17 protein-coding genes are annotated in these 22,049 nt (G+C 36.8%); all 17 read left to right on the forward strand.

Going from position 1 to position 22,049, the window contains the following annotated elements:
* Positions 1–13 precede the first annotated feature (13 nt).
* Positions 14–844, forward strand: coding sequence for a 5-dehydro-4-deoxy-D-glucuronate isomerase (gene kduI / locus MF646_RS13970; RefSeq protein WP_250097123.1), 831 nt, complete (start codon positions 14–16; stop codon positions 842–844).
* A gap of 54 nt (positions 845–898) precedes the next feature.
* On the forward strand, positions 899–2,302 hold the full coding sequence (gene uxaC / locus MF646_RS13975) for a glucuronate isomerase (RefSeq protein ID WP_250097124.1): 1,404 nt from the start codon (positions 899–901) through the stop codon (positions 2,300–2,302).
* Between the two features lie 167 nt (positions 2,303–2,469).
* Positions 2,470–3,210 carry an NAD-dependent epimerase/dehydratase family protein gene (locus MF646_RS13980; protein WP_250097125.1) on the forward strand — a complete coding sequence of 247 codons (741 nt, stop codon included), beginning with the start codon at positions 2,470–2,472 and terminating at the stop codon, positions 3,208–3,210.
* 206 nt (positions 3,211–3,416) lie between these two features.
* The gene (locus tag MF646_RS13985) at positions 3,417–4,088 is read left to right on the forward strand and encodes a rhamnogalacturonan acetylesterase (RefSeq protein ID WP_250097126.1); all 672 of its coding nucleotides are present in this window, start codon (positions 3,417–3,419) and stop codon (positions 4,086–4,088) included.
* Positions 4,089–4,102: 14 nt separating this feature from the next.
* Complete coding sequence (locus MF646_RS13990) at positions 4,103–5,656, forward strand: glycoside hydrolase family 28 protein (protein ID WP_250097127.1); 1,554 nt, start codon at positions 4,103–4,105, stop codon at positions 5,654–5,656.
* Between the two features lie 33 nt (positions 5,657–5,689).
* The gene (locus MF646_RS13995; protein ID WP_250097128.1) at positions 5,690–6,526 is read left to right on the forward strand and encodes a sugar phosphate isomerase/epimerase family protein; all 837 of its coding nucleotides are present in this window, start codon (positions 5,690–5,692) and stop codon (positions 6,524–6,526) included.
* 303 nt (positions 6,527–6,829) lie between these two features.
* On the forward strand, positions 6,830–9,133 hold the full coding sequence (locus MF646_RS14000; protein ID WP_250097129.1) for an AraC family transcriptional regulator: 2,304 nt from the start codon (positions 6,830–6,832) through the stop codon (positions 9,131–9,133).
* A 422-nt stretch (positions 9,134–9,555) separates the two neighbouring features.
* On the forward strand, positions 9,556–11,094 hold the full coding sequence (locus MF646_RS14005) for an extracellular solute-binding protein (RefSeq protein ID WP_250097130.1): 1,539 nt from the start codon (positions 9,556–9,558) through the stop codon (positions 11,092–11,094).
* A 590-nt stretch (positions 11,095–11,684) separates the two neighbouring features.
* Positions 11,685–12,578 carry an ABC transporter permease gene (locus tag MF646_RS14010; RefSeq protein ID WP_420842511.1) on the forward strand — a complete coding sequence of 298 codons (894 nt, stop codon included), beginning with the start codon at positions 11,685–11,687 and terminating at the stop codon, positions 12,576–12,578.
* 105 nt (positions 12,579–12,683) lie between these two features.
* Positions 12,684–13,559 (forward strand): carbohydrate ABC transporter permease, encoded by an 876-nt coding sequence (locus tag MF646_RS14015; protein ID WP_250097132.1) that lies wholly within the window; start codon positions 12,684–12,686, stop codon positions 13,557–13,559.
* A gap of 47 nt (positions 13,560–13,606) precedes the next feature.
* Positions 13,607–14,716, forward strand: a complete 1,110-nt coding sequence (locus MF646_RS14020; RefSeq protein WP_250097133.1) for a prenyltransferase/squalene oxidase repeat-containing protein — start codon at positions 13,607–13,609, stop codon at positions 14,714–14,716.
* 22 nt (positions 14,717–14,738) lie between these two features.
* Positions 14,739–15,938 (forward strand): MFS transporter, encoded by a 1,200-nt coding sequence (locus tag MF646_RS14025; RefSeq protein WP_250097134.1) that lies wholly within the window; start codon positions 14,739–14,741, stop codon positions 15,936–15,938.
* Between the two features lie 15 nt (positions 15,939–15,953).
* The gene (locus MF646_RS14030; RefSeq protein WP_250097135.1) at positions 15,954–16,268 is read left to right on the forward strand and encodes a cupin domain-containing protein; all 315 of its coding nucleotides are present in this window, start codon (positions 15,954–15,956) and stop codon (positions 16,266–16,268) included.
* A 26-nt stretch (positions 16,269–16,294) separates the two neighbouring features.
* Positions 16,295–17,827: a glycoside hydrolase family 28 protein gene (locus MF646_RS14035; RefSeq protein WP_250097136.1), complete on the forward strand. Its 1,533-nt coding sequence runs from the start codon at positions 16,295–16,297 to the stop codon at positions 17,825–17,827.
* A gap of 33 nt (positions 17,828–17,860) precedes the next feature.
* On the forward strand, positions 17,861–18,865 hold the full coding sequence (locus tag MF646_RS14040; RefSeq protein WP_250097137.1) for a dienelactone hydrolase family protein: 1,005 nt from the start codon (positions 17,861–17,863) through the stop codon (positions 18,863–18,865).
* A gap of 13 nt (positions 18,866–18,878) precedes the next feature.
* Entirely contained in the window at positions 18,879–20,453 is a 1,575-nt protein-coding gene (locus MF646_RS14045) for a glycoside hydrolase family 43 protein (RefSeq protein WP_250097138.1), read from the forward strand.
* The gene (locus tag MF646_RS14050) at positions 20,454–22,019 is read left to right on the forward strand and encodes a glycoside hydrolase family 43 protein (protein WP_250097139.1); all 1,566 of its coding nucleotides are present in this window, start codon (positions 20,454–20,456) and stop codon (positions 22,017–22,019) included.
* Positions 22,020–22,049: the final 30 nt, after the last annotated feature.

Raw genomic sequence — 22,049 nt, forward strand, 5'->3', positions numbered from 1 at the left:
GGGAAGATGAAAAATGGAAATAAGACATGCAACAAGTCCAGTGGGAATTAAACAAAATACGACGGAGCAATTAAGAAATGAGTTTTTAATTGAATCTCTTTTTGTAGCTGGAGAAATCAATATGGTTTATTCACATTATGACAGAGTGATCGTTGGTGGAGCTATTCCTACAACACAAGCGTTAACATTAGATGCAGGAGATGCATTAAAAACAGATTACTTCCTTGAGAGAAGAGAAATTGGTATTGTAAATATTGGACCAAAAGGAAAAGTGATCGTTGATGGTGAAGAGTTCGAATTAAACAAACGTGATTGTCTTTATGTAGGTTTAGGAAAAAAAGAAGTGACGTTTCATAGCGAAGACCAAACTAATCCTGCACGCTTTTACTTAGTATCAGCAACGGCACACAAAGAGTATCCAACGAAAGTTCTTCCGATTGCAGATGCTGAACCAACGAAGTTAGGGTCAGATAGTGAATCAAATAACCGTACCATTTATAAATACATTCATGATGGTGGATTGCAAAGCTGTCAATTAATGATGGGAATGACTTTGCTAGAACCAAATAATATGTGGAACACGATGCCTGCACATGTTCATGATCGCCGCATGGAAGTATATTTGTATTTTGATATGGATGAGGAATCAAGAGTTTTTCATTTCATGGGTGAACCAAGTGAAACACGTCATCTCGTTGTGAAAAATGAAGATGCTGTTATTTCTCCTCCTTGGTCGATCCATTCAGGTGTTGGGACAAAAAACTATACATTTATTTGGGCAATGGCTGGTGAAAATTATACGTTTAAGGATATGGATTTTGTAAAGATGGAAGATTTAAAATGATTTTTTAATAATGAAAAATAACAACGTTGTTATATAGTTGAGTAGGAGGATTTCATGTCTAAACCATTTATTCATGATGATTTTATCTTAAATAGTGAAGCAGCAAAAACTCTTTATCACGATTACGCAAAAGCAATGCCAATCTACGATTATCATTGCCATATTAGTCCAAAAGAAATTGCGGAAAATCGTGCATATACTAACCTATCTGAGATTTGGTTACATGGTGACCATTATAAGTGGAGAGCGATGCGAACGCTTGGGATAGATGAGCGCTTTATAACAGGAGACGCTGATGATAAAGAAAAATTTCAAGCATGGGCAAAAGCTGTTCCACAAACAATCGGAAACCCGCTTTATCACTGGACTCATATGGAATTGAAACGCTATTTTGATGTTGATGTTTTATTAAATGAGGAAACTAGTGAGGACATCTGGAACCATTGTAATCAAATTCTACAAAATGGATTAACGACTCAAAAAATTTTAGAAAAGTTCAATGTAAAGGTTGTTTGTACAACAGATGACCCGGTTGATTCATTAGAGCATCATCAAACTATTAAACAAAACGTAGCGATTCAGACAAAGGTGTTACCGGCATTTAGACCAGATAAAGCAGTAGAACTAACAAGGCCTGAATTTAATGAGTATGTTACTAGATTAGCAGAGGTTTCAGAAATAGAGATTACGACGTTTGAAAATCTACTAAAAGCAATAGAGAAAAGAGCTCATTATTTCCATGAGCATGGCTGCCGCCTTTCTGACCATGGCATTGAGACATTGCCATTTGAGCCAGCTTCTTATGAAGAGGCATCTCAAATATTTACTAAAGCTAGGGCAGGGGAGTCTATTAATTCAGTAGAAGAGAAAAAGTATAAGACATATACCCTTTTGTTTTTAGGTAGGCTGTACCGTTCCCTCGGTTGGACGATGCAATTACACATTGGTGCGATCAGGAACAATAATGAGAGAATGTTTACGAAGCTCGGTCCAGATACTGGATTTGATTCCATTCATGATTTCGATTTGGCAAGACCGCTTAATTCATTCTTAAATGAGTTAGATAGAGATAATGAATTACCTAAAACAATCATCTATAATTTAAACCCTATTCATAACTATGTAATCGCAACAGCTATTGGAAACTTCCAATCGAGTGAAGCAAATGGCAAGATTCAATTTGGATCTGGCTGGTGGTTTAATGATCAAAAAGACGGGATGCTAAAGCAGATGACGGATCTGGCAAATCTAGGATTATTAAGTAGTTTTGTAGGTATGTTAACAGATTCAAGAAGCTTCCTTTCTTATCCTCGTCATGAATACTTTAGAAGAGTTCTTTGTGATTTAGTAGGTGGATGGGTAGAAACAGGCGAAGCTCCACGAGATTATAAGTTGTTAGGAAATATGATTCAAAATATAAGCTATCGCAATGCTGATCATTATTTTGAAATGAAATAACATATGGAGGTCCCAACTCTTGGAGTTCAGAGAGTGGGGCTTTTTTATTGCAAAATAAATGTATTGTAGTCACTTAAAAGAGGACACTCCCTCACATTTAGATACATAAATTTTCGTTAAAAGTAGAACGTTATGTGTAGAACTCATAGTGAAGGGACTACAAACACATGAAAAATATCGTCATTATAGGTGGTGCTGGTACTGTTGGAAAGCATTTAGTCAAAGGATTACGAAAACACCATCAAATCACGGTTGTTGATCAACAGAATGCTTTTGATTCAGAAATTAATTTCATTCAAGCTGATGCTACTAATTTACAAGAACTCTTGGAAAAAGTACCGAAAGCAGATGTGCTTATTAACTTACTGAATACAGAAACAAAGCATGCTCTTGAAGATGTGAATACTTTTGAAAAGATGACAAGTATCTTTTTTAAGTCTACATATTACATTTTATATACAGCAAATCAAAAAGATATACAAAAGGTAATCTTTGCTAGTACCAATCATGTAACTGATTGTTATGAGGACGAAGGTAAGTCAATTTTAGGCAGAGAAATAACAGTGAAAGACTACCCATGCTCTAAAAGTTTATATGGAGTTTTAAAATTTGCTTCAGAGCAAGTAGGAGCTTTATTTTCCAAGGAGAAAGGGATGTCGGTGATCAATATACGAATTGGTTCTGTGCCAAAAGATGTGACAAAAGAGGATATTGAGAAGAATGATAGATTAAAGAATACGTTGTTAACAGATACTGATCTCATTGCTTTGTTTCAGGCTGCAATAAAATCAGATGTTACTGGTACGTATTATGGTGTATCGGATAACGTTGGTAAACCTTGGGATATGGCAAATACGAAAAGGGAGTTAGGGTATAAATCAGAAGAAAATACGAGCGATATATTGTAGTGGACATAGAACAAAATAAAAATCAATCAATTCCTTAAAACTGTTGAGACACCTTAACAGTTTTTTTTTGTATTCTGATCTAATGATTATGCACCGAAGTAAGCGTTAACAAGTTGTTTGAGAACCTAATGTAATGATTATGTACGTACTGTAAGATTCCTTTTATAATCAAGAAAAATACCTGCTATGGGAGGTCATATTTTTCAATGGTAACGATATATTTAGCAGGAGATTCAACCGTTTCTAATTATGAGAAGAATAGAGCACCAAGAGCCGGTTGGGGACAAGTATTACAAAGCTTTATGAAGGAAGAAATAGTTGTACAAAATGAAGCAGCATCAGGAAGAAGTTCAAAGAGTTTTATTGATGAAGGTCGATTAGACATAATTGACCGAACAATTACAGAAGGAGACTATTTATTCATTCAGTTTGGTCATAACGACTCAAAGGTAGATAAAGAAAGGTATACAGAGCCATCTACTTCATTTAAATCTTACTTATCTTTATATATTGAAGTTGCAAAAAAAAATCATGCCTATCCGTTACTCATTACACCCGTACAAAGAAGAATGTTTAATGAAAGAGGTGAACTCCAAGAAACTCACGGAATCTACCCTGAAGCAATGAGAGAATTAGCGAAAACACTTGAAGTTCCTTTGATTGATTTAACTGAAAAAAGCAAAGAGTTATTTGAACAACTAGGACCCGAACGAACGAAAGAGTTTTTTCTATGGCTTGAACCAGGCAATCATGTGAATTACATAGATGGGGTTCAAGATGACACTCATTTTTCTGAAGTAGGAGCAAAAAAAATAGCTGAGCTTGTAGTGGAAGGGATCATTGAACTCAATTTACCTTTAGCTAAATACACGAAATAAGCAGGAGGGACATTATGTCGACAACAATAAATGAACTTGATATTGCATTGCCACAAATTCCAAATAGACAATTTTTTATTACGGATTTTGGTGCAGTTGGTGACGGTACTTTTGATAATACAGAGGCAATTGCCAATACCATTAACGCTTGCAAAAACGCGGGAGGCGGAAAAGTCATCATTCCCCCTGGTGTGTGGTTAACCGGCCCCATTCAGTTCATTAACCACTTAAACTTACATATTGAAGCGGGTGCAATCTTACTTTTTACGAAGGATTTCAACTCTTATCCTCTTATCTTATCAAGTTTTGAAGGAGAAGAAACCATCAGGTGTCAATCTCCTATAGATGGTGAGTATTTACATGATATTGCGATTACGGGAAAAGGAGTCATCGATGGATCTGGTGGGGCTTGGAGGCCGGTTAAGAAATTTAAAATGACCGAAATTCAATGGAGAAAGCTGCTAGAATCGGGAGGAATTGTTGATGAAGAAGGAGAGATATGGTGGCCAACCGAGCAAGCTTTAGAAGGGGTTAGCGTGATACAGGATCTCCGGAACAGTGGTTCTAAAAGTGTTGAAGATTATGAGCCAATAAGAGATTTTCTTCGCCCAAACTTAGTAAGTTTAAGAAACTGTCAAACGATTTTAATAGACGGGCCGACATTTCAAAACTCACCGGCTTGGTGTGTTCATCCGTGGGTATGTAAACATATTACGATAAAAAATGTTACAGTACGAAATCCTTGGTATTCGCAAAACGGGGATGGTTTAGATGTTGAATCATGCCAGTTTGGGCTAGTAGAAAATTGTGTGTTTGATGTTGGGGATGATGCCATTTGTATTAAGTCAGGGAAAGATGAGGCGGGAAGGGAACTTGGCAAACGCTGTGAGGATATTATAATCCGTGGGTGCCAAGTATATAGTGGTCATGGTGGATTTGTTATTGGAAGTGAGATGTCGGGTGGTGTTAAAAATATAACAGTGAGTGACTGTTCTTTTTTTGGAACAGATGTTGGATTACGGTTTAAAAGCAAGAGGGGGAGAGGAGGGATCGTTGAAAACATTTCAATAGAGAACATTCGAATGACCGATATATCCGGAGAAGCGATTGTTTTTCATATGTATTATGAACTTGCAGGGGATGAAGAGAGTTTAAAAGAGAAAGAAGTTTCTATAGAAACACCAATTTTCCGTAATATTGAAATGAAAAACATTATATGTATGGGCTCTAAACATGCGATTGTACTAAAAGGTCTTCCAGAATTGCCTCTGGCTAACATTACGTTTGAAGATATCACGATTACATCAAAATATGGAATGACTAGTTCCGAATGTGAAGGCATTCAATTAACTAACGTATCGTTGGATGTTGAAAAAGGGCCTTTATTAACATTAACAAACAGTATAAATGTTGACCTTATTAATTTACAAAGCAAAAGCCATGAAGAAACGTATGTAGAAGTATCAGGAGAGAAAACCAAAAATGTAAAGTGTGTGTTTGGATTACCGAATGCAAAGGACTTAGTTCAAGTAGGAGAGGAAGTAGACGAGAATCAAGTCATAGTGTAAAGAGACAAAATTTGAATAACAGGGGGAGTAACGATGTCCATTGGTGTTTTAGCTCATTTAGTTGGAAAGGGCTCTTACCATGAACTTGCAGAAAAAGTAGCTTCATATGGTTTTGGCCATGTTCAATTAGCTTTATGGAAAGCGATCAACAATCATGACTTTAGCAAAGCAGGAACATTAAGTCCTGGTTTAGTAAAAGATATTTATCATGAATTTCAAAAACGTGGTGTTTCTATTTCTGTATTGGCATGTTATCTTCATTTATTTGATAGAAATGAAGATAAACGAAGAGAAAATGTAGCAAGATTTAAGGAACTCATTAAATATGCTTCTTTGTTTCATGCTCCAATTGTTGCTTGTGAAGTAGGGAAAATTCAAGATAGTTCTGCGACAGACGAGGATTGGAAAGCATTAAAGGCCTCTCTCTCTGAATTAATTGAAGAAGCGGAAAAATGGGGAGTAATCATTGGGATTGAGCCTGCGAATGAGCATTTAATAGGTACAGCTAGACAGTTGAAATGTATAATAGATGAGTTCCCATCTAGTCACATTGGAGTTGTTTTAGATCCTGGAAATTTGCTTACAAAAGAAAATTTCCATGAGCAAGACATAATAATAGAAGAAGCGTTTGAATTATTAGGGGAACGTATCGTGGCCTGTCATGCTAAAGATCGTATCATAGACGAAAATGGAGAAATTAAGACGGTAAGGCCTGGAAAGGGAAAGCTAAATTATCCGCTCTATTTTAAATTACTCCATGAATATAAGCCACATTGTGAAATAATTTTAGAAGCAACAAAGCCAGATGAGATGGTTGAGACGAAAGAGGAACTTGAAGAAATAAGAGAGAGTGTTTTAACTGTAAAATGAGGAGACTGAGCCTAATTTCCTAGTGTGTTTATGCTAAGGAATTAGGCTTTTTAGCTATATAAACATAACTTGAATTTTTATGAACAAAGTTTGTCCTATTATGTTATAATGACTTACATATTGTTTTAGATTTTTTACAATTGTATGACTTTTATGTTACATGAGCTGAGTAGATTTTTTTAATAATATGCAAGTTTTGTTTGTTTTTATTTGTGTAAGCCTTTTCAGTGAGTTGTTCTAGTAACCGAAGTGATGAAATTAACAAACTAGTTGGTCGGCTATCTACTATAGGGGAGGATTCAAATGAAGAATCAAAGTTTGCTTACGAAATTAATTGTATTTGCTAGTATTATAAGTATTATCCCCGTAGTGATCGTCGGCGTGTTTTCCTATGTTCAATCTTCAAAGCATATACAAGAAAAAGTTAATCATGAAAAGGTTCAAATAATCAGACAGGTACATTCCAATATTGAACAAGTATTAATGACAATTCATCATAGTGTCACAAATACGATTGAATCACCTCTTATGGATGATGTAATTAGGAGACCTTTATTTGCAGAAGACTTTTCAATTTACAGAGAGTTAAGACAAAATTTAAGTAATCTTAGATCTTATGACACAAAAGTAGAAGAAGTAATCTTGTTAAATTTTCAACAGAATTGGATAGTTAATAACTCAGGATTGTCACGGTTAAGTGATTACGAAGATCGTGAGGCTTATCTTTCTTATTTAAATGCTGAAAATGATTCGACATGGTTATTACTGAACAACCAAGAATTTTCAAAGCCAATGGCATACGGAAGCTGTGAGAATACGATTAGTTTAGTGCAAAAGCTACCAGCAAGATACAGTGAGAAATTTGGGTTAGCTTTTACGAACATACCTACATGTAGTTTAGCTGATATGATTAATGTCAATGGGCTTTCAGATGAAGTGGTTATAACAGATGAGAACTACCGAATCATTGTTCATCGCAATGAGGAATTGATCGGAACATCACTTGTAGATGCTGGTTACGTCAGCTCTCTAGATGCTTTTACAGAAAAATCAGGTCAATTTAATACGGACTCTAGGGATAATTCATATACGGTGACATATCACAAATCTGATTTTAATAATTGGAACTATATCTCATTTAATTCAATTGATATGCTTACTGCTGAAAGCAAGAAAATTGGTTGGATTACCTTTTTTATGATTACCTTTATTGTCATAACTTGTAGTTTGTATATTTGGATTATTAGTAAGAAACTATATTCACCTGTAAATAAACTAGTGAATTATATTGATGGTAATTGGCCAGATCAAGATAGAAAAAAGAAAAATGAGTTAGAGATTATCGAGGAACACATTAATGATCTCTTTTCTTCAAAATCCAATTTAGAAATTGAATTGAGAGAGCATACACAACAAGTGAAATCGCTCTTTATCCATAACTTATTTACTGGAAATTATAAGACAACTGAAATTGAAGAAAAGCTTGAGTATTTCCAATTACATTCAGTAGTTAACCAGTGGAAAAACATGGTTGTGTTTACGTTGCACATTGATTCACTAGATAGATCAAATTATGAATCAGCTAATGTTGAAAAAGTAGCATTTGCAGTAAAAAGCATGGTGGAAGATACAATTAATAAAGAAGATCAATTACAATCTGTTTGGGTTGATAAAACGTTAGTCACTCTTATCGGTTTTTCTGAACAAACCCCAGACAACATTCAGGATACAATATATGAGTTAACTGAAACCATCCAAAGCAAAATTAAAAATGCCTTAAATGTTTCCGTTAGTATTGGCATAAGCCTGCCTTTCGATGAACTAAAAGAAGCTAAAAGAGGTTATATAGAAGGCATGGAGGCATTAAAGCATCGGATGAAGCTCGGAAAAGGAGTCATCATCCATTTTAGCAGTATTAATTCTGGGAAACATACGGTCATATTTGACTATCCGAAGCGAACGGAAGAAGAATTACTTGTCGCTGTGAAGTTAGCTGATAAGGAAAAAGCGTTAGAACAGCTGCAAATATGGATGGAAAAAGCCTTTAAAAACACGCAATCACCTAGAGAGTATCAAATATCGATGATGCGGCTATTAAATAATTTATTAACGCTTAAACAAGAAGGCGGAGTGAGCTTTCAGCAAATTGAGGTGTTTCACGCATCGCTTTACGAAGAGTTGTTGAAGTTACAAATGAAAGAGGAAATTGAACAATGGTTCCAGGAGCGACTAATCATACCGTTAATTAAAGTTTTTAGTGATCGCCGTGATTCTCAGTTCCAAAATTTATCGGAGAAAATTATTGACCTTATTCACCACAATTTTGACTCAGATATTACATTAGAGGAATGCGCTGAAAAACTCCATTATAATGCTAATTATTTGAGCAGTGTGTTTAAACAAGAAACAAATTATACATTTAGTGAGTATTTGGCCATGTATCGATTTAAAAAAGCAAAACAGTGGTTAACTGAAACGAATATGACGGTTAAGGAAATAGCTGATCACTTACGCTACAAAAACTCACAGAATTTTATCCGATCATTTAAAAAACAAGAAGAAATGACACCAGGGCAATATCGAGAAAAGTATAAAAAAACATCGTAGGAACATATGGAGACATCACTAATAATGGTGAGAGAAGATTGTATACTCCCATTTGCAGGATGTCTTCATTTTTTGTTCTAAAACAGATAATCATTATATCAGGTATAGGCAAAAACCTTGGTAATAGGGTGTGTAAGGGCTTACAAAATGATCTTTTGATTATGTACTTCCCCTATCATTTCGCTTAGTATCAATGGTAACAACTTCATATCAGTTCAATGGATTACAACGTTGTTATATAGTGAGTAATGGAGGTGATTCATGATAGGCAGAAAGAATTCGAGACCATTTAATGATGAAAAAAGAATTGAGCTAGATCATGAGTAGAAGGGTTGTTTTACTAAAGACGCTTTTGAAAGAGGTAGGCTGCTTCTATTATTACCAGGTATCATTATAACGAAGAATAAATTGGGGGTTTGTACATGTTTAAGTCTAATAAGTTGTTTATTTTAGGTTGTATGTTTGCTTTCATTCTTGTACTCCTTTCTGCTTGTAATAAAAATGAAAGCGCTTCTAGTACTGAACCTGCTCCTGCAGAAGGAACCGATGCAGTTGAGACAGAAGAGCCTTTCGAATTTTCTATTATGACTAACTTACACACACCAGAAACACCTGCTCCAAAAATTCAAGAATTAATTGAAGAAAAAACAAACTATAAGTTAGACATTCAATGGGTTCCTGATAGCAGTTATGAGGAAAGGTTAAACACAGCATTTGCAACAGGATCATTTCCTGATGCAGTTCGTGTTAGTTTTGCACAATTGAACCAGTTTAAAGATGCGATTAGAAATGATCAGTTTTGGGAAATTGGTCCTTATCTAGATCAGTTTGAATATTTAAGCAATTTAAACGAAGATATTTTAGCTAACTCAGCAGTTGATGGGAAGCTTTATGGCGTTTATCAAGGTAGACCATTATCTCGTCAAGGTATTATTTATCGTAAAGATTGGGCTGATAATCTAGGACTTGAAGCTCCAACTACAACGGAAGAATTTATGGAAATGGTTAGAGCATTTACAGAAGATGATCCAAACGGAACGGGAAGAAACGATACAATTGGTCTTGCTGACCGTAGTGATTTAATCTACGGTGGATTTAAAACAATTGCTTCTTGGTTTGGCACTCCAAATGAGTGGGGATTAAAAGATGGTGAGCTTCTTCCTGAATTTATGTTCCCTGAATATATGGAATCGTTAAAATTTTATCGTGAAATGCACTCAAACGGTTATATTAACCAAGATTTCCCTGTTACAAGTAAAGGAGATCAAACAGCGCTATTAACAAATGGTACAGCTGGTGTCTATGTTGGTTCTATGGAAGATGTAACAAGTTTAAACAATGATGCAGTTGCTTTAAATCCAGATGTAGAGTTTGATGTTCAAAACTATGTTGAAGGACCTCATGGAGAATTTGGAGTTTGGGCAATTCCTGGATTTGGTGAATTAATGATGTTCCCTAAATCGTCTGTTGAATCAGAAGAGAAGCTTCTTAAAATTTTAGGTTTCTATGATCAACTAATGAATCCTGAGATTGCAAACATTTTGTACTGGGGTATTGAAGGGGAGCACTACGAAGTAAAAGATGGAAGAGCTGCAGCTATTACGGATGATCAACAAAAGATCGACAGAGAAATTCGACCTTATTTAACAATGGAAGTTGGAGAACCAGCTACGAGTGGCCGTTACTCTATTTACACAGACTATGAAGTGAGACAAAAAGCAGATCAAATGGTATTAGAGAACAATGACTATCTTATCCATAACCTAGCACTTACATTAGATTCACCAACCTATATTCGTGATGGTGATAGACTGAAACAAATGATTGATGATGCAACAGTTCGTTATATTCTAGGCCAATCAGACGAAGCTGGCTTTGAAGCTGTAGTTGAGAGTTGGAGATCTCAAGGTGGAGATGCAATTATTGAAGAGTTCAATGCATCTTACCAAGAATTAAACTAACAACATAAAAAAGAGGTTGTCTCAAGGGGGAAGATCCTATGTGACAACCTCTTTTTTGCTCGTATATCCATTCTAGCTTAAGGGCTTTAACACATGGTTTTTGAAGAAGAAATATGTACACCTGATCTATTAATAAGGTGTTTGGTATATAGAAGAGAAATATGTACACGAGATTCAGTAGTGCTGGAATTAATGTATATAGAAGAGAAAGAAGTACACGAGAAACAATAGTAAACGATTTGATGTATGTAACAAACAGAGAGAAATGAGTATAAGAGATCCAGTAGTAAGAGGGTTTGATATATGCAAAGAGGAGCTTCCACAAACTTAGTTCAGTGACAATTTTTCGTCTTTGTTCACGAATAATCAAAATCTCCGGTTCTTATAAAAAACCTTATAAAACCAGTGTTTTCAGTCATTTATAACGTGATGATTATAGCTGTAATCATATGTATCCATGTAGTATGTAAATTAGAAAGCGGTTACATTAAACAATTTACAAGTGAGAAAGGAAGTTGAATATGGAGAATAATGTAGCGTTGGAAAAATCAAAAACGCCATTACCAAAGCCTGACAAACGGGCTGAGTTAATGAAACGGATCAAAAAGAATAAGTGGATTTATTTAATGATTACACCGGGGATTTTATATTTCTTTATTTACAAGTACATTCCAATGTATGGATTGATTATTGCCTTCCAAGATTATAAACCGTATTTAGGGATTAGCGGAAGTGAATGGGTAGGGTTTCAACATTTTGAGCGATTGTTTACAAGTCCAGATTTTTGGATGATCTTTAGGAACACGTTGGCATTATTCGGATTACAAATACTTGTGTTTTTCCCAATACCTATTATTATCGCTTTAATGTTAAATGAAGTCAGAAATCAAATGTTTAAACGTAGTGTTCAAACATTAATTTATATCCCGCACTTTATGTCTTGGGTTGTTATTGTTTCTATCAGCTTTGTTATGTTGACGTTAGACGGTGGTATTATTAATAGTTTGTTAGAAATGATGGGCTTTCAAAAAATTAATTTCCTAATGAATCCTGATACGTTCAGACCAATGTATATTCTTCAAGTAATTTGGCGGGAAGCAGGTTGGGGGACAATTATTTTCTTAGCCGCCATAGCAGCAGTAGATCCTCAACTATATGAAGCGGCGAAAATGGACGGGGCAAATCGCCTGCGTCAAGCTTGGCATATCACGCTTCCAGCAATTAGAAGTGTTATCGTCGTTCTATTAATCTTAAAAATTGGTGATGTTTTAGAGCTTGGTTTTGAACACGTTTACTTATTATTAAATGCTTCAAATCGTGAAGTAGGGGAGATCTTTGATACGTATGTCTATACTGCGGGTTTAAAACAAGGTCAATTTAGTTATGCAACGGCAGTAGGATTTTTCAAGGGTATCGTCGGGTTAATTCTTGTAATGTTTGCTAACTGGCTAGCGAAGAGAGCTGGCGAGGAAGGTGTTTATTAATATTTAGTGTAGTGAGAAAATCACTGCATGTCTAAAATACGCGGGGAATAAGCAAGAAAATTACTTCGCGTATTCACATTAATGTGACATTGAGGAGGAACGATCATGGTCGGAGACAAGTCATTAGGCAGTCGCTTATTTAACATTACTAATATCACACTTCTTGCGATTATTGCTTTGCTTTGTGTTTTACCTTTTATCCATGTTTTAGCAGCATCATTTACGACAAGTGCAGAATTAGCAGAGAAGAGGTTCGTTTTAATTCCAACAGTTTGGAGTCTTGATGCATATCGTTACATCTTTTCTACTGATACAGTGATGCGCGCAATGATGATTTCAATTGGAGTAACCGTTGGAGGAACAATCTTTAGTATGTTTCTCTCAACATTAACTGCTTATGGTCTTTCACGTAAAGATTTAGTAGGAAGACGATTTATCATGTTCTTTATCGTATTTACGATGCTATTTAATGGTGGGATGATCCCAACGTTCTTAGTAGTACAGCAAACGGGTTTACTAAACTCACTTGCAGCACTAGTTGTTCCAGTTGCTATTAATGCCTTTAACATGATTATCTTAAAGAGCTTCTTCCAAAATCTCCCGGATGGGTTGGAAGAATCAGCGAAAATTGATGGGTGTAGTGATTTTGGAATCTTATTCCGGATAGTAATTCCTTGTTCGATGCCTGCGATTGCCACGATTTCATTGTTCTATGCTGTAACATATTGGAACACATATATGCACGCAATTTTATATTTAAGTGACTCGTCGAAATGGCCAGTTCAAGTACTATTACGACAAATTGTTGTACTTGCAAGTGGACTTAATTATGACGGAGCGGAATTTACAGATATTCCACCGCCAGAGATCACAATTAAAATGGCTGTTATCGTAGTAGCAACTATTCCGGTATTAATGGTTTATCCATTCTTACAAAAGTATTTTGCTAAAGGCGCATTAATTGGTTCAATGAAAGGATAACCATGCAAACGTTAGAGTAGAAATATATTCATAGAGTAGGTGAATGAATGATTCAAAATACGAAGGACTTTGCTAGTGTTTTAGAAAAGTTGGATGATCAGTATCAAGGGCTTTTTCATTGGCTTGTAGGACAGTATGATCCCGCAACAGGAGGATTTTATTACGCAAGAAGTTCTATAAACGATCATTATTTTAGTCCTGATATTGAATCAACAGCACAAGCGTTAAACATGTTAATACGGAATAATCTGATCGATGACATGCCGCAACCAATGCGGATGCAGATGATTCGTTTTTTTCAGTCGAAGCAAAAGGAAGATTCGGGATTTTTTTACGATGACCATCCAGCAATGGCAAAAGATGAAGTCATGGTTCATCGAGCGATAAATTATTCGATCAATTCGTTAAAGAGACTAGGTGGTAACGCGCTGTATTCGTTACCACTAGAAGCAAAAAGTGCACCAGATTATGTTAAATCACCTGAAGACTATCTAGAGAAATGGCGGAGTATTGACTTAAGCAATAGTTGGAGAGGCTGTGACTTACTGGCGACATCATGTGTGTATTTAGGAGAAATGACGGAAGAGGAACGAGTACCATTTTTACAGGCAGCTGAAAATTATTTAGCTTCCATTCAAGATCCAAAAACAGGACTATGGGGCGAAGGAAGTCTGTACGTTCGTATTTCTGGAACATTTAAACTTCATACGTTTTACAGTAAGTTCCAAATTCCAATGCCGAATCCAGATCGAATCTATCAAAGTATTCTTACATGCTTAAAAACAGAAGAAGCTGTCGATATGTGTTATATCCGAAACCCAATTGATTTGCTCTCCTATATGGATATCTCGATACCAAGGCACGAATTGCTCGAGATACTGGAAATCACAGCGGCCAATATTAGTAAATTAAAGAGAGAAGATGGCGGATTTTCAAGGGAAATGGAGCATTCGCCACCTGCTCCTAATGTGGCCCAAGTAAAAAAGGGAGAATACTATCCGGACATGCCTGAGGCTGTTTGTTTAGGAAAGGGTTTGTATGAAGGCGATATGAATGCAAGTACACAAGCAACTTTGATTCGACTGAAATGTTATAGTCTAGCAGGACTCAAAGCTCAACCAATTAAAGGTTATCAGGAATTTTATAAACTTCTATAAATGAGAGAAGTGTTGCAAGAAAATGAAATTACTAAAAATGCCTAAAGAAAAACGGCTATCGGAGCAAGCTATAATTACGCTTGTAAACCATACGATTTTTCAGTTTGGCAATTCGTTATCACTTATTTTTATTAATCTGTATTTATGGCGACTAACCGAAAGCCTGCTGATTAATGGACTGTTTAATTTAACAGCTATTCTCTCTCAAGCAATCGCGACGATACTTATTGGTAAGATAGCCAAACAAAAAGGACATTTAGTAATTTATCGTTATGGGATTTTTTTAACGGCTTTCTTTTACCTCTGTATCGTTGTCACACAAGAAAATATGGTTCAGTACTTTTACTTATTTGCTTTAGTTAGAGGGATTTCTCAGGCCGCTTATTGGCTAAGTTACTTTACATTAGCACATGAAGTATCGAACAATTTAAATCGGCATCGATATCTTGGTTGGAACCAAATGTTAATGGGGCTAGCTAATCTAGTAGGTCCGGCTGCTGCTGGATTTGTTATTACTTTGTATACAGAATTAACCGGCTATATCATTGTTTTTACCATTGCCTTTTTAATGTTTATCATTGCAACGATTGGAAGCTTTCAAATTAAGAAGGTGCAATCTCACCATAAAGAGTATTACATGAAGTACTTAAAGTTATTAATAAAGAAAAAGCCCAACTTTCAAAAAGCTCTATTTGGCTGGTTTATTATTGGATTCCCCCAAGGGATTCTGATGTATATTCCACCGATTTTACTCTTTACGATTTTTCCAGATGAGAGTTTTGTAGGGTACATGAATGTTTTGTTTTTAAGCTTGTCGATTGCAGCTAGTTATGCGATTTCTCGTTTTGCAAACATTGAATCTACGAAAATGTATTTATTTATTGCAGCAATAGGGATGCTTATCTCAGCTACTTTCTTAATTTGGGAGATTTCTATTTGGACCGTTGTTTTATTTATGGCAATTAGTTCTATTTTTAAGCCACTCCAAGGAAACACATATGCTGCGTACTATTTTACTTGGCTAGATAAAATACCTTTAAAAGAAAACTTCCGTGTGGAATCAGTTGTGTTGCGGGAAGCGATCATTAATATTGGCAGGGGACTAGGGATTGTGATCTTTATGATCTTTTCAACAGAGATCAACCCAGCAACTATTCCTTGGATACTAGTCTTTGTTATGGCTATTCAATTAATCATTCCTCTATTAGCAAAAGATCAATAGAAAGGGGCGTTTCAGGTGGCAAAAATTGGAGAGTGGGAAGTAGTCGATGCGAAGATTAAGAGAAAGATTCATCAACCAGGAAAACAAATCATGATGATGGAAGTAGAGTTTGAACAAGGAGGGGTAGGTGCTGAACATAGTCATCCACATGAGCAATTTACGTATGTTTTAGCAGGAACATTTGATTTTCATGTTGATGGGAAAAGAGTGTTAGTGAAAGAGGGAGAAACACTTTATATACCGAGTAATGCTGTTCATGGTGTAACCGCACTTGAGGCAGGGACTTTGTTAGATACATTTACTCCACTGAGGGAAGACTTATTGAAATAATCGTTAGTGAAGGAGGCTATGTTTGCATGAGAGCATATGACATTACAGAATATGGCGCCAAAGGTGATGGTGTCACGGATAATACGAAGGCAATTGCTGCAACAATCGCGGCTTGCTCTGAAGATGGGGGAGGGACAGTCAGAATTCCAGCTGGAACGTACCTTACAGGACCGATTGTACTAAGAAGCAATATGACCTTATTTGTAGAAGCAGGTGCCCTCGTATTATTTCGGAATGAATTTGATGCGTATTATCCGGTAGAAACAAGGTGGTCTGGATATGAATGTTACGGATTTTCACCACTTATCTATGGGAGTGGTCTTGAAAATGTTTCGATAAGAGGAGAAGGTTGTTTTGATGGGCAAGGAACAGCTTGGTGGGACATTTATCATTTAATTAAAAAAGGAAAGTCGTATGAAACAACTGTAACGAAAAAGCTCGCAACATTAAATGCAGAAAAGCTACACATGAAAACAAACTTAGTTGAGTGGAACACGCAATTTTTACGACCACCATTGTTGCAGCTCTACAATTGCCATGGTGTAACACTTGAAGGTATTACGTTGCAAAATTCACCATTTTGGAACACACATCTCGTTTATTGTGATCATGTAAACGTACGCGGGGTAACGTTTAAAAATCCTTCTAATACGCCAAATGGTGATGGCTTTGATATTGATTCTTGTTCCAATGTTCGTGTGTCTGACTGTCATTTTGATGTTGGGGATGACTGCTTATGTTTGAAATCTGGAATTAACGAAGATGGTAGAAGAGTAGGAAGACCGACAGAGAATGTAACTGTAACTAACTGTACGATGTCACGCGGTCATGGCGGTGTTGTATTTGGAAGTGAAAACTCTGGTGGAATACGGAATGTAACGGTTTCTAACTGTGTATTTATCGGAACAGACCGTGGCATTAGGATTAAAACGAATAGGGCTAGAGGTGCTTACATTGAGAACATTCTAGTTAATAACATATATATGCAAGATGTCTTTTGTCCACTAGCTATTAATTCTTTTTATCGGTATGGCATTGATGAGGATGATCCACTAATGACTTGTGCTGAAGCAATCCCTGTGACAGAAAAAACACCAAGAGTAAAAAATATTCAAATTAGTAATGTAACGGCAAAAAATTGTTTGGCTGCTGCCGGTTTCATTTACGGACTACCTGAATTGCCAATTGAAGATGTTTCAATACGACATATGAAAGTTGAAATGACAACTGATGCAAACGAGGTAGGTGGTGAACCGGATATGGTGAAAGAAGAAGTAATCATGGCTGGGGAAGGGATTTTTTGCAAACATGTTCGTGGAATTGAATTTCATCAAGTACAAGTAGAGACACGTCAAGGACCTGCTGTAATTGTTGAACAAGGAGAAGATGTTGAGCTTAATCATGTTGGGATGAAAAAGCCGCATGCTAACACACCTGTAGTCAAATTGACTAAGGTGGATGATGTATATATATTCGGACGTCAAGCAGTGAAGATGAAAGAAGCTTATGCAGATTTTGTAGATAGCAACAGTGACGAAGTGACGTTTGCAGGTAACTAATATTCATAGCTTACTTTGTTGGAGGTAGTGGTGATGTGGTCTCCTAATCCATTTTTACAGAAGCTATACGAAGATACAGTACAAACACATGTTGTAGATACGAGAAGAAATAGAGAACATATAAAGGACTGTTTGATAGAGGCGTTAGGTGATTTTACGAGCCTTGAAGGAGAGTTGCAACCACAGATCATTGAGAGGGTTGAATACGATACCTATGAGAGAATACGTCTTGAAATGCAAACTTGTCAATCTCTAAAAATGCCTGTATATGTGCTAATACCTAAAATGAGATCGGAATCTCCACTTCCCGCAGTTCTTGCTATTCATGGTCATGGCTATGGAAGCAAGGAAGTTGTAGGACTGCATCCAGGCGGGCTTCCTAATTTAGGGGTTCCAGGTATTCATAAAAATTTTGCAATTGAGTTAGTCCAAAGAGGAGTGATTGTCGTTGCTCCAGAGCTATTAGGATTTGGTGATAGAAAGCTTGCCGCCACGGATTCAACTACTGATAACTCATGCTTTGAACTAGCAAGTCAACTCCTACTACATGGAAAAACACTCGCAGGACTTAGAGTATATGAGTGTACGAGAGTATTAGATTACCTAAATGGATTGCCCGACATTGATAACGACCAAATTGGATGCATGGGGTTTTCCGGTGGGGGACTGATTGCAGCATTTACTGCTGCAATCGATGAGAGGATCAAAGCTACGGTGATTAGTGGATATGCAAACACGTTCAAAGACAGCATTATTGCTAGGAGACATTGTCTTGATAATTATTTACCTGGCATATTACAAAACGCCGAACTGCCAGATTTAATTGGCTTAATTGCACCAAGGTCGTTATGTATTGAGTCTGGTATCAATGATCACCTCTTCCCGTTTCATGGAGTACAGGAAGCGGTACACAAACTTAAAAAAATCTATAAATCACAAAATGCAAAAGATGCTTTTACTTATGATGTTTTTGAAGGTGGCCATGAAGTAAGTGGAAGCAAATCATTTAATTGGTTAGTAGATTCCTTAGCTGTGTAAGAGGAGGAGAAAAATGAACGGCAATATAAAAGCAAATCAAAAGCAAGTCTGGTCACCTGACTTACGAAATGGCTACTACCAAAACCCGGTCATTCATGCAGATTATTCAGATCCAGATGTCGTTCGGGTAGGAGAAGACTTTTTTATGGTGGCATCTAGCTTTAACATGTCCCCTTGCTTGCCAGTCCTTCACTCAAAGGATTTAGTAAATTGGAAAATTGTTAATCATGTCTTTGAAAAGCTCCCTTATTCCTATTACGATAAACCACGGCAAAGTGAAGGGGTATGGGCACCGAGTATCAGATACCATGATGGAAAGCTTTGGGTGTTTTTTGCAACACCTGATGACGGGATATTTATGAGTACGACAGAAGATCCGTTTGGCAAGTGGTCTCCTTTGCATTTAGTGAAGGAAACAAAAGGATGGATAGATCCATGTCCTTTTTGGGATGACGATGGCAACGCATATCTTGTTCATGCCTTTGCCAAGAGTCGAATTGGCTTTAAAAGCGTCTTAAACATTTGCAAAATGAAGCAAGATGGAACCGCTTTACTTGATGAAGGATTAAGAGTGTTTGATGGCCACTTGCACCATCCAACGATTGAAGGACCGAAGATGTATAAACGGAATGGCTATTATTATATTTTTGCACCGGCTGGGGGAGTAACAAATGGATGGCAAACGGTCCTAAGATCAAAGAATATCTATGGCCCTTATGAAGATAAAGTTGTACTTCATCAAGGAAGTACGCTTGTAAATGGCCCACACCAAGGAGCATGGGTCGAACTAGAGACAAGTGAATCCTGGTTTATTCACTTTCAAGATAAGGGGCCTTATGGTCGAATTACTCATTTACAGCCAATGAGATGGGCGGATGATTGGCCAGTAATAGGAAACAATGTCAATGCTGAAGGAGTCGGTGAACCTGTAATGAGTTGGAAAAAGCCAACTACAGCATTTGTTGGGGAAGAATGTACTCCTCAAACAAGTGATATATTTGAAGGCAGCTCATTAGGTCTCCAATGGCAGTGGAGAGCAAATATACAGAGAGAGTGGTATGACCTGAGAGAAGGTGGCCTCAGGTTACATGCACACAAGCGAACAGAAGAAACAGATACATTTTATGATACTGCTCAAATTTTAACTCAGAAATTTCCTGCATTAGCATTTACAGTGACAACTCACCTTACTTTTTCTGCAGATAGTGAAGGAGATACAGCAGGCTTAATGGTGTTTGGCCATGATTATGCAGGGATAAAACTAAAAAAATCACCTTCTGGAATGTCTTTAATTAAGTTTATTGGTCAACAAAGAGATGAAAGAACTGTTGAACAAGAGCAATTCGTTTTAGAAGTAGATACGAGTACATTATATTTCCGTATTGAAGTAAAAGAAGGTGCAAGGTGTGAGTTTAGCTTTAGTATAGATGGTGATAACTTTCAATCAATTGATTTCCCTTTTCAAGCAAAAGATGGAGGCTGGAGTGGAGCGCAACTCGGTATTTTTTGTCTAAATGAGGGGGGAGAACATTCTGTTGGATATGCAGATTATCATTCATTTTATATTGAGGCAAAGGAAGGAGGATAAATGGATACGTTTAAAAACCCGATTCTACCAGGCTTTTATCCTGACCCTTCTATTTGCAGAGTAGGCAATGACTATTACTTAGTTACATCAAGCTTTGAGTATTTTCCTGGTGTACCAATTTTTCATAGTAGGGATCTGGTAAACTGGTGTCAAATTGGCCATGTGCTTGACCGTCCTTCCCAATTGAATTTGGATGAGACTCCTTGCTCTAAGGGCATCTATGCTCCAACCATTCGCTATCACAAAGGATTGTTCTATTTGATTACAACCTTTGTCGTTAGTAAAACGGGAGCCCGGAAAAACTTTTATGTAACAGCAACAGATCCAAAAGGTCCATGGTCTGATCCGTATTGGCTTGATGATGCGCCTGGTATCGATCCATCTTTATTTTTTGATGATGATGGAAAAGTATATTTTATGGCAAATCGTATTCCACCAAATGGACAGCAATACGAAAAGCATATGGAAATTTACCTCCAACAGTTAGATTTGGATACAAAACAACTGATTGGACCGAAAATTAGTTTATGGGATGGGGCTTTAAAACAAATTCATGCACAGGAAGGTCCGCATCTATATAAAATACGGGGCATGTATTATTTAATAATTGCAGAAGGTGGAACAGGATTCACTCACTCGGTCACGATTGCTAGAAGTGAGGAGCTAACGGGTCCATATGAAGTTTGTAAAACGAATCCCATTTTAACGCATCGTCATTTGGGAAGGGACGCTCCTATTGTTAATGTAGGTCACGCGGATATTGTCCAAACTCAAACAGGAGAATGGTGGATGGTTTGTCTCGGATCAAGACCGTACGGAGGAGAATTTAGTAATCTTGGAAGAGAGACCTTTCTTGTGCCGTTTATATGGGAAGATGGTTGGCCAGTAGTCAATCCAGGGAAAGGGATCATCGAAGAAGAATTGACTAGGCCCAATCTAACTTTGCATAGTTGGTCAAGTTTACCAGCGTGCGACCATTTCGATTCAAAGAAATTAAACGATCAATGGAATTTCATTCGCACACCTAGAGACCAGATTTACTCTCTTACAGAAAGGGCAGGGCATTTACGTTTGAAAGTTAGGGCTCAAGTGATTACCAAAGAAGTGAACCCAAGCTTTATAGGCAGACGTCAGCAGCATGTTGAATTTGCGGTCAGAACTGTTATGGATTTTTATCCTGAAGAAGATAGTGAATCAGCTGGCCTTGTTTTGCTTCAAAATTGTGATTTTCAAATTAGGATGGAATATACACGAATGAATGACAGGGCTGTAATACGTTTACTAAAAAGAGTAGCAGGTGAGGATCAGACTTGGTCCATTCAAGAAGTAGAAACAAAGCGAATGTTTCTCAAGATTGAGGGTCATGGACAGAGTTATAATTTCTATTATGCTTTAGAGCCTGAAGAGTGGCATGTATTATATGAAAATGTTGATGGGCGAATTTTAAGTACGGAAGTTGCAGGTGGATTTACAGGTTCGTACATTGGGATGTATGCAAGCAGCAATGGAAGAGAAAGCCAAAACGTTGCTGACTTTGATTATTTTGAATATGTAAGTCTTTCTTGAATAATAAACAAAATTTAGGAGGAATGAACA

The sequence above is a fragment of the Halalkalibacter alkaliphilus genome (assembly GCF_023555415.1).
GTDB lineage: Bacteria > Bacillota > Bacilli > Bacillales > Bacillaceae_D > Halalkalibacter > Halalkalibacter alkaliphilus.

What these genes read in the sequence shown, in the direction of transcription:
- uxaC (WP_250097124.1), top strand. Translation starts at nt 899, where the DNA reads ATGTCTAAACCATTTATTCATGATGATTTTATCTTAAATAGTGAAGCA.
- MF646_RS14000 (WP_250097129.1), top strand. Translation starts at nt 6,830, where the DNA reads ATGAAGAATCAAAGTTTGCTTACGAAATTAATTGTATTTGCTAGTATT.
- MF646_RS14050 (WP_250097139.1), top strand. Translation starts at nt 20,454, where the DNA reads ATGGATACGTTTAAAAACCCGATTCTACCAGGCTTTTATCCTGACCCT.
- MF646_RS14015 (WP_250097132.1), top strand. Translation starts at nt 12,684, where the DNA reads ATGGTCGGAGACAAGTCATTAGGCAGTCGCTTATTTAACATTACTAAT.
- MF646_RS14040 (WP_250097137.1), top strand. Translation starts at nt 17,861, where the DNA reads ATGTGGTCTCCTAATCCATTTTTACAGAAGCTATACGAAGATACAGTA.
- kduI (WP_250097123.1), top strand. Translation starts at nt 14, where the DNA reads ATGGAAATAAGACATGCAACAAGTCCAGTGGGAATTAAACAAAATACG.
- MF646_RS13995 (WP_250097128.1), top strand. Translation starts at nt 5,690, where the DNA reads ATGTCCATTGGTGTTTTAGCTCATTTAGTTGGAAAGGGCTCTTACCAT.
- MF646_RS13990 (WP_250097127.1), top strand. Translation starts at nt 4,103, where the DNA reads ATGTCGACAACAATAAATGAACTTGATATTGCATTGCCACAAATTCCA.
- MF646_RS13985 (WP_250097126.1), top strand. Translation starts at nt 3,417, where the DNA reads ATGGTAACGATATATTTAGCAGGAGATTCAACCGTTTCTAATTATGAG.
- MF646_RS14010 (WP_420842511.1), top strand. Translation starts at nt 11,685, where the DNA reads ATGAAACGGATCAAAAAGAATAAGTGGATTTATTTAATGATTACACCG.
- MF646_RS13980 (WP_250097125.1), top strand. Translation starts at nt 2,470, where the DNA reads ATGAAAAATATCGTCATTATAGGTGGTGCTGGTACTGTTGGAAAGCAT.
- MF646_RS14025 (WP_250097134.1), top strand. Translation starts at nt 14,739, where the DNA reads ATGAAATTACTAAAAATGCCTAAAGAAAAACGGCTATCGGAGCAAGCT.
- MF646_RS14045 (WP_250097138.1), top strand. Translation starts at nt 18,879, where the DNA reads ATGAACGGCAATATAAAAGCAAATCAAAAGCAAGTCTGGTCACCTGAC.
- MF646_RS14005 (WP_250097130.1), top strand. Translation starts at nt 9,556, where the DNA reads ATGTTTAAGTCTAATAAGTTGTTTATTTTAGGTTGTATGTTTGCTTTC.
- MF646_RS14020 (WP_250097133.1), top strand. Translation starts at nt 13,607, where the DNA reads ATGATTCAAAATACGAAGGACTTTGCTAGTGTTTTAGAAAAGTTGGAT.
- MF646_RS14035 (WP_250097136.1), top strand. Translation starts at nt 16,295, where the DNA reads ATGAGAGCATATGACATTACAGAATATGGCGCCAAAGGTGATGGTGTC.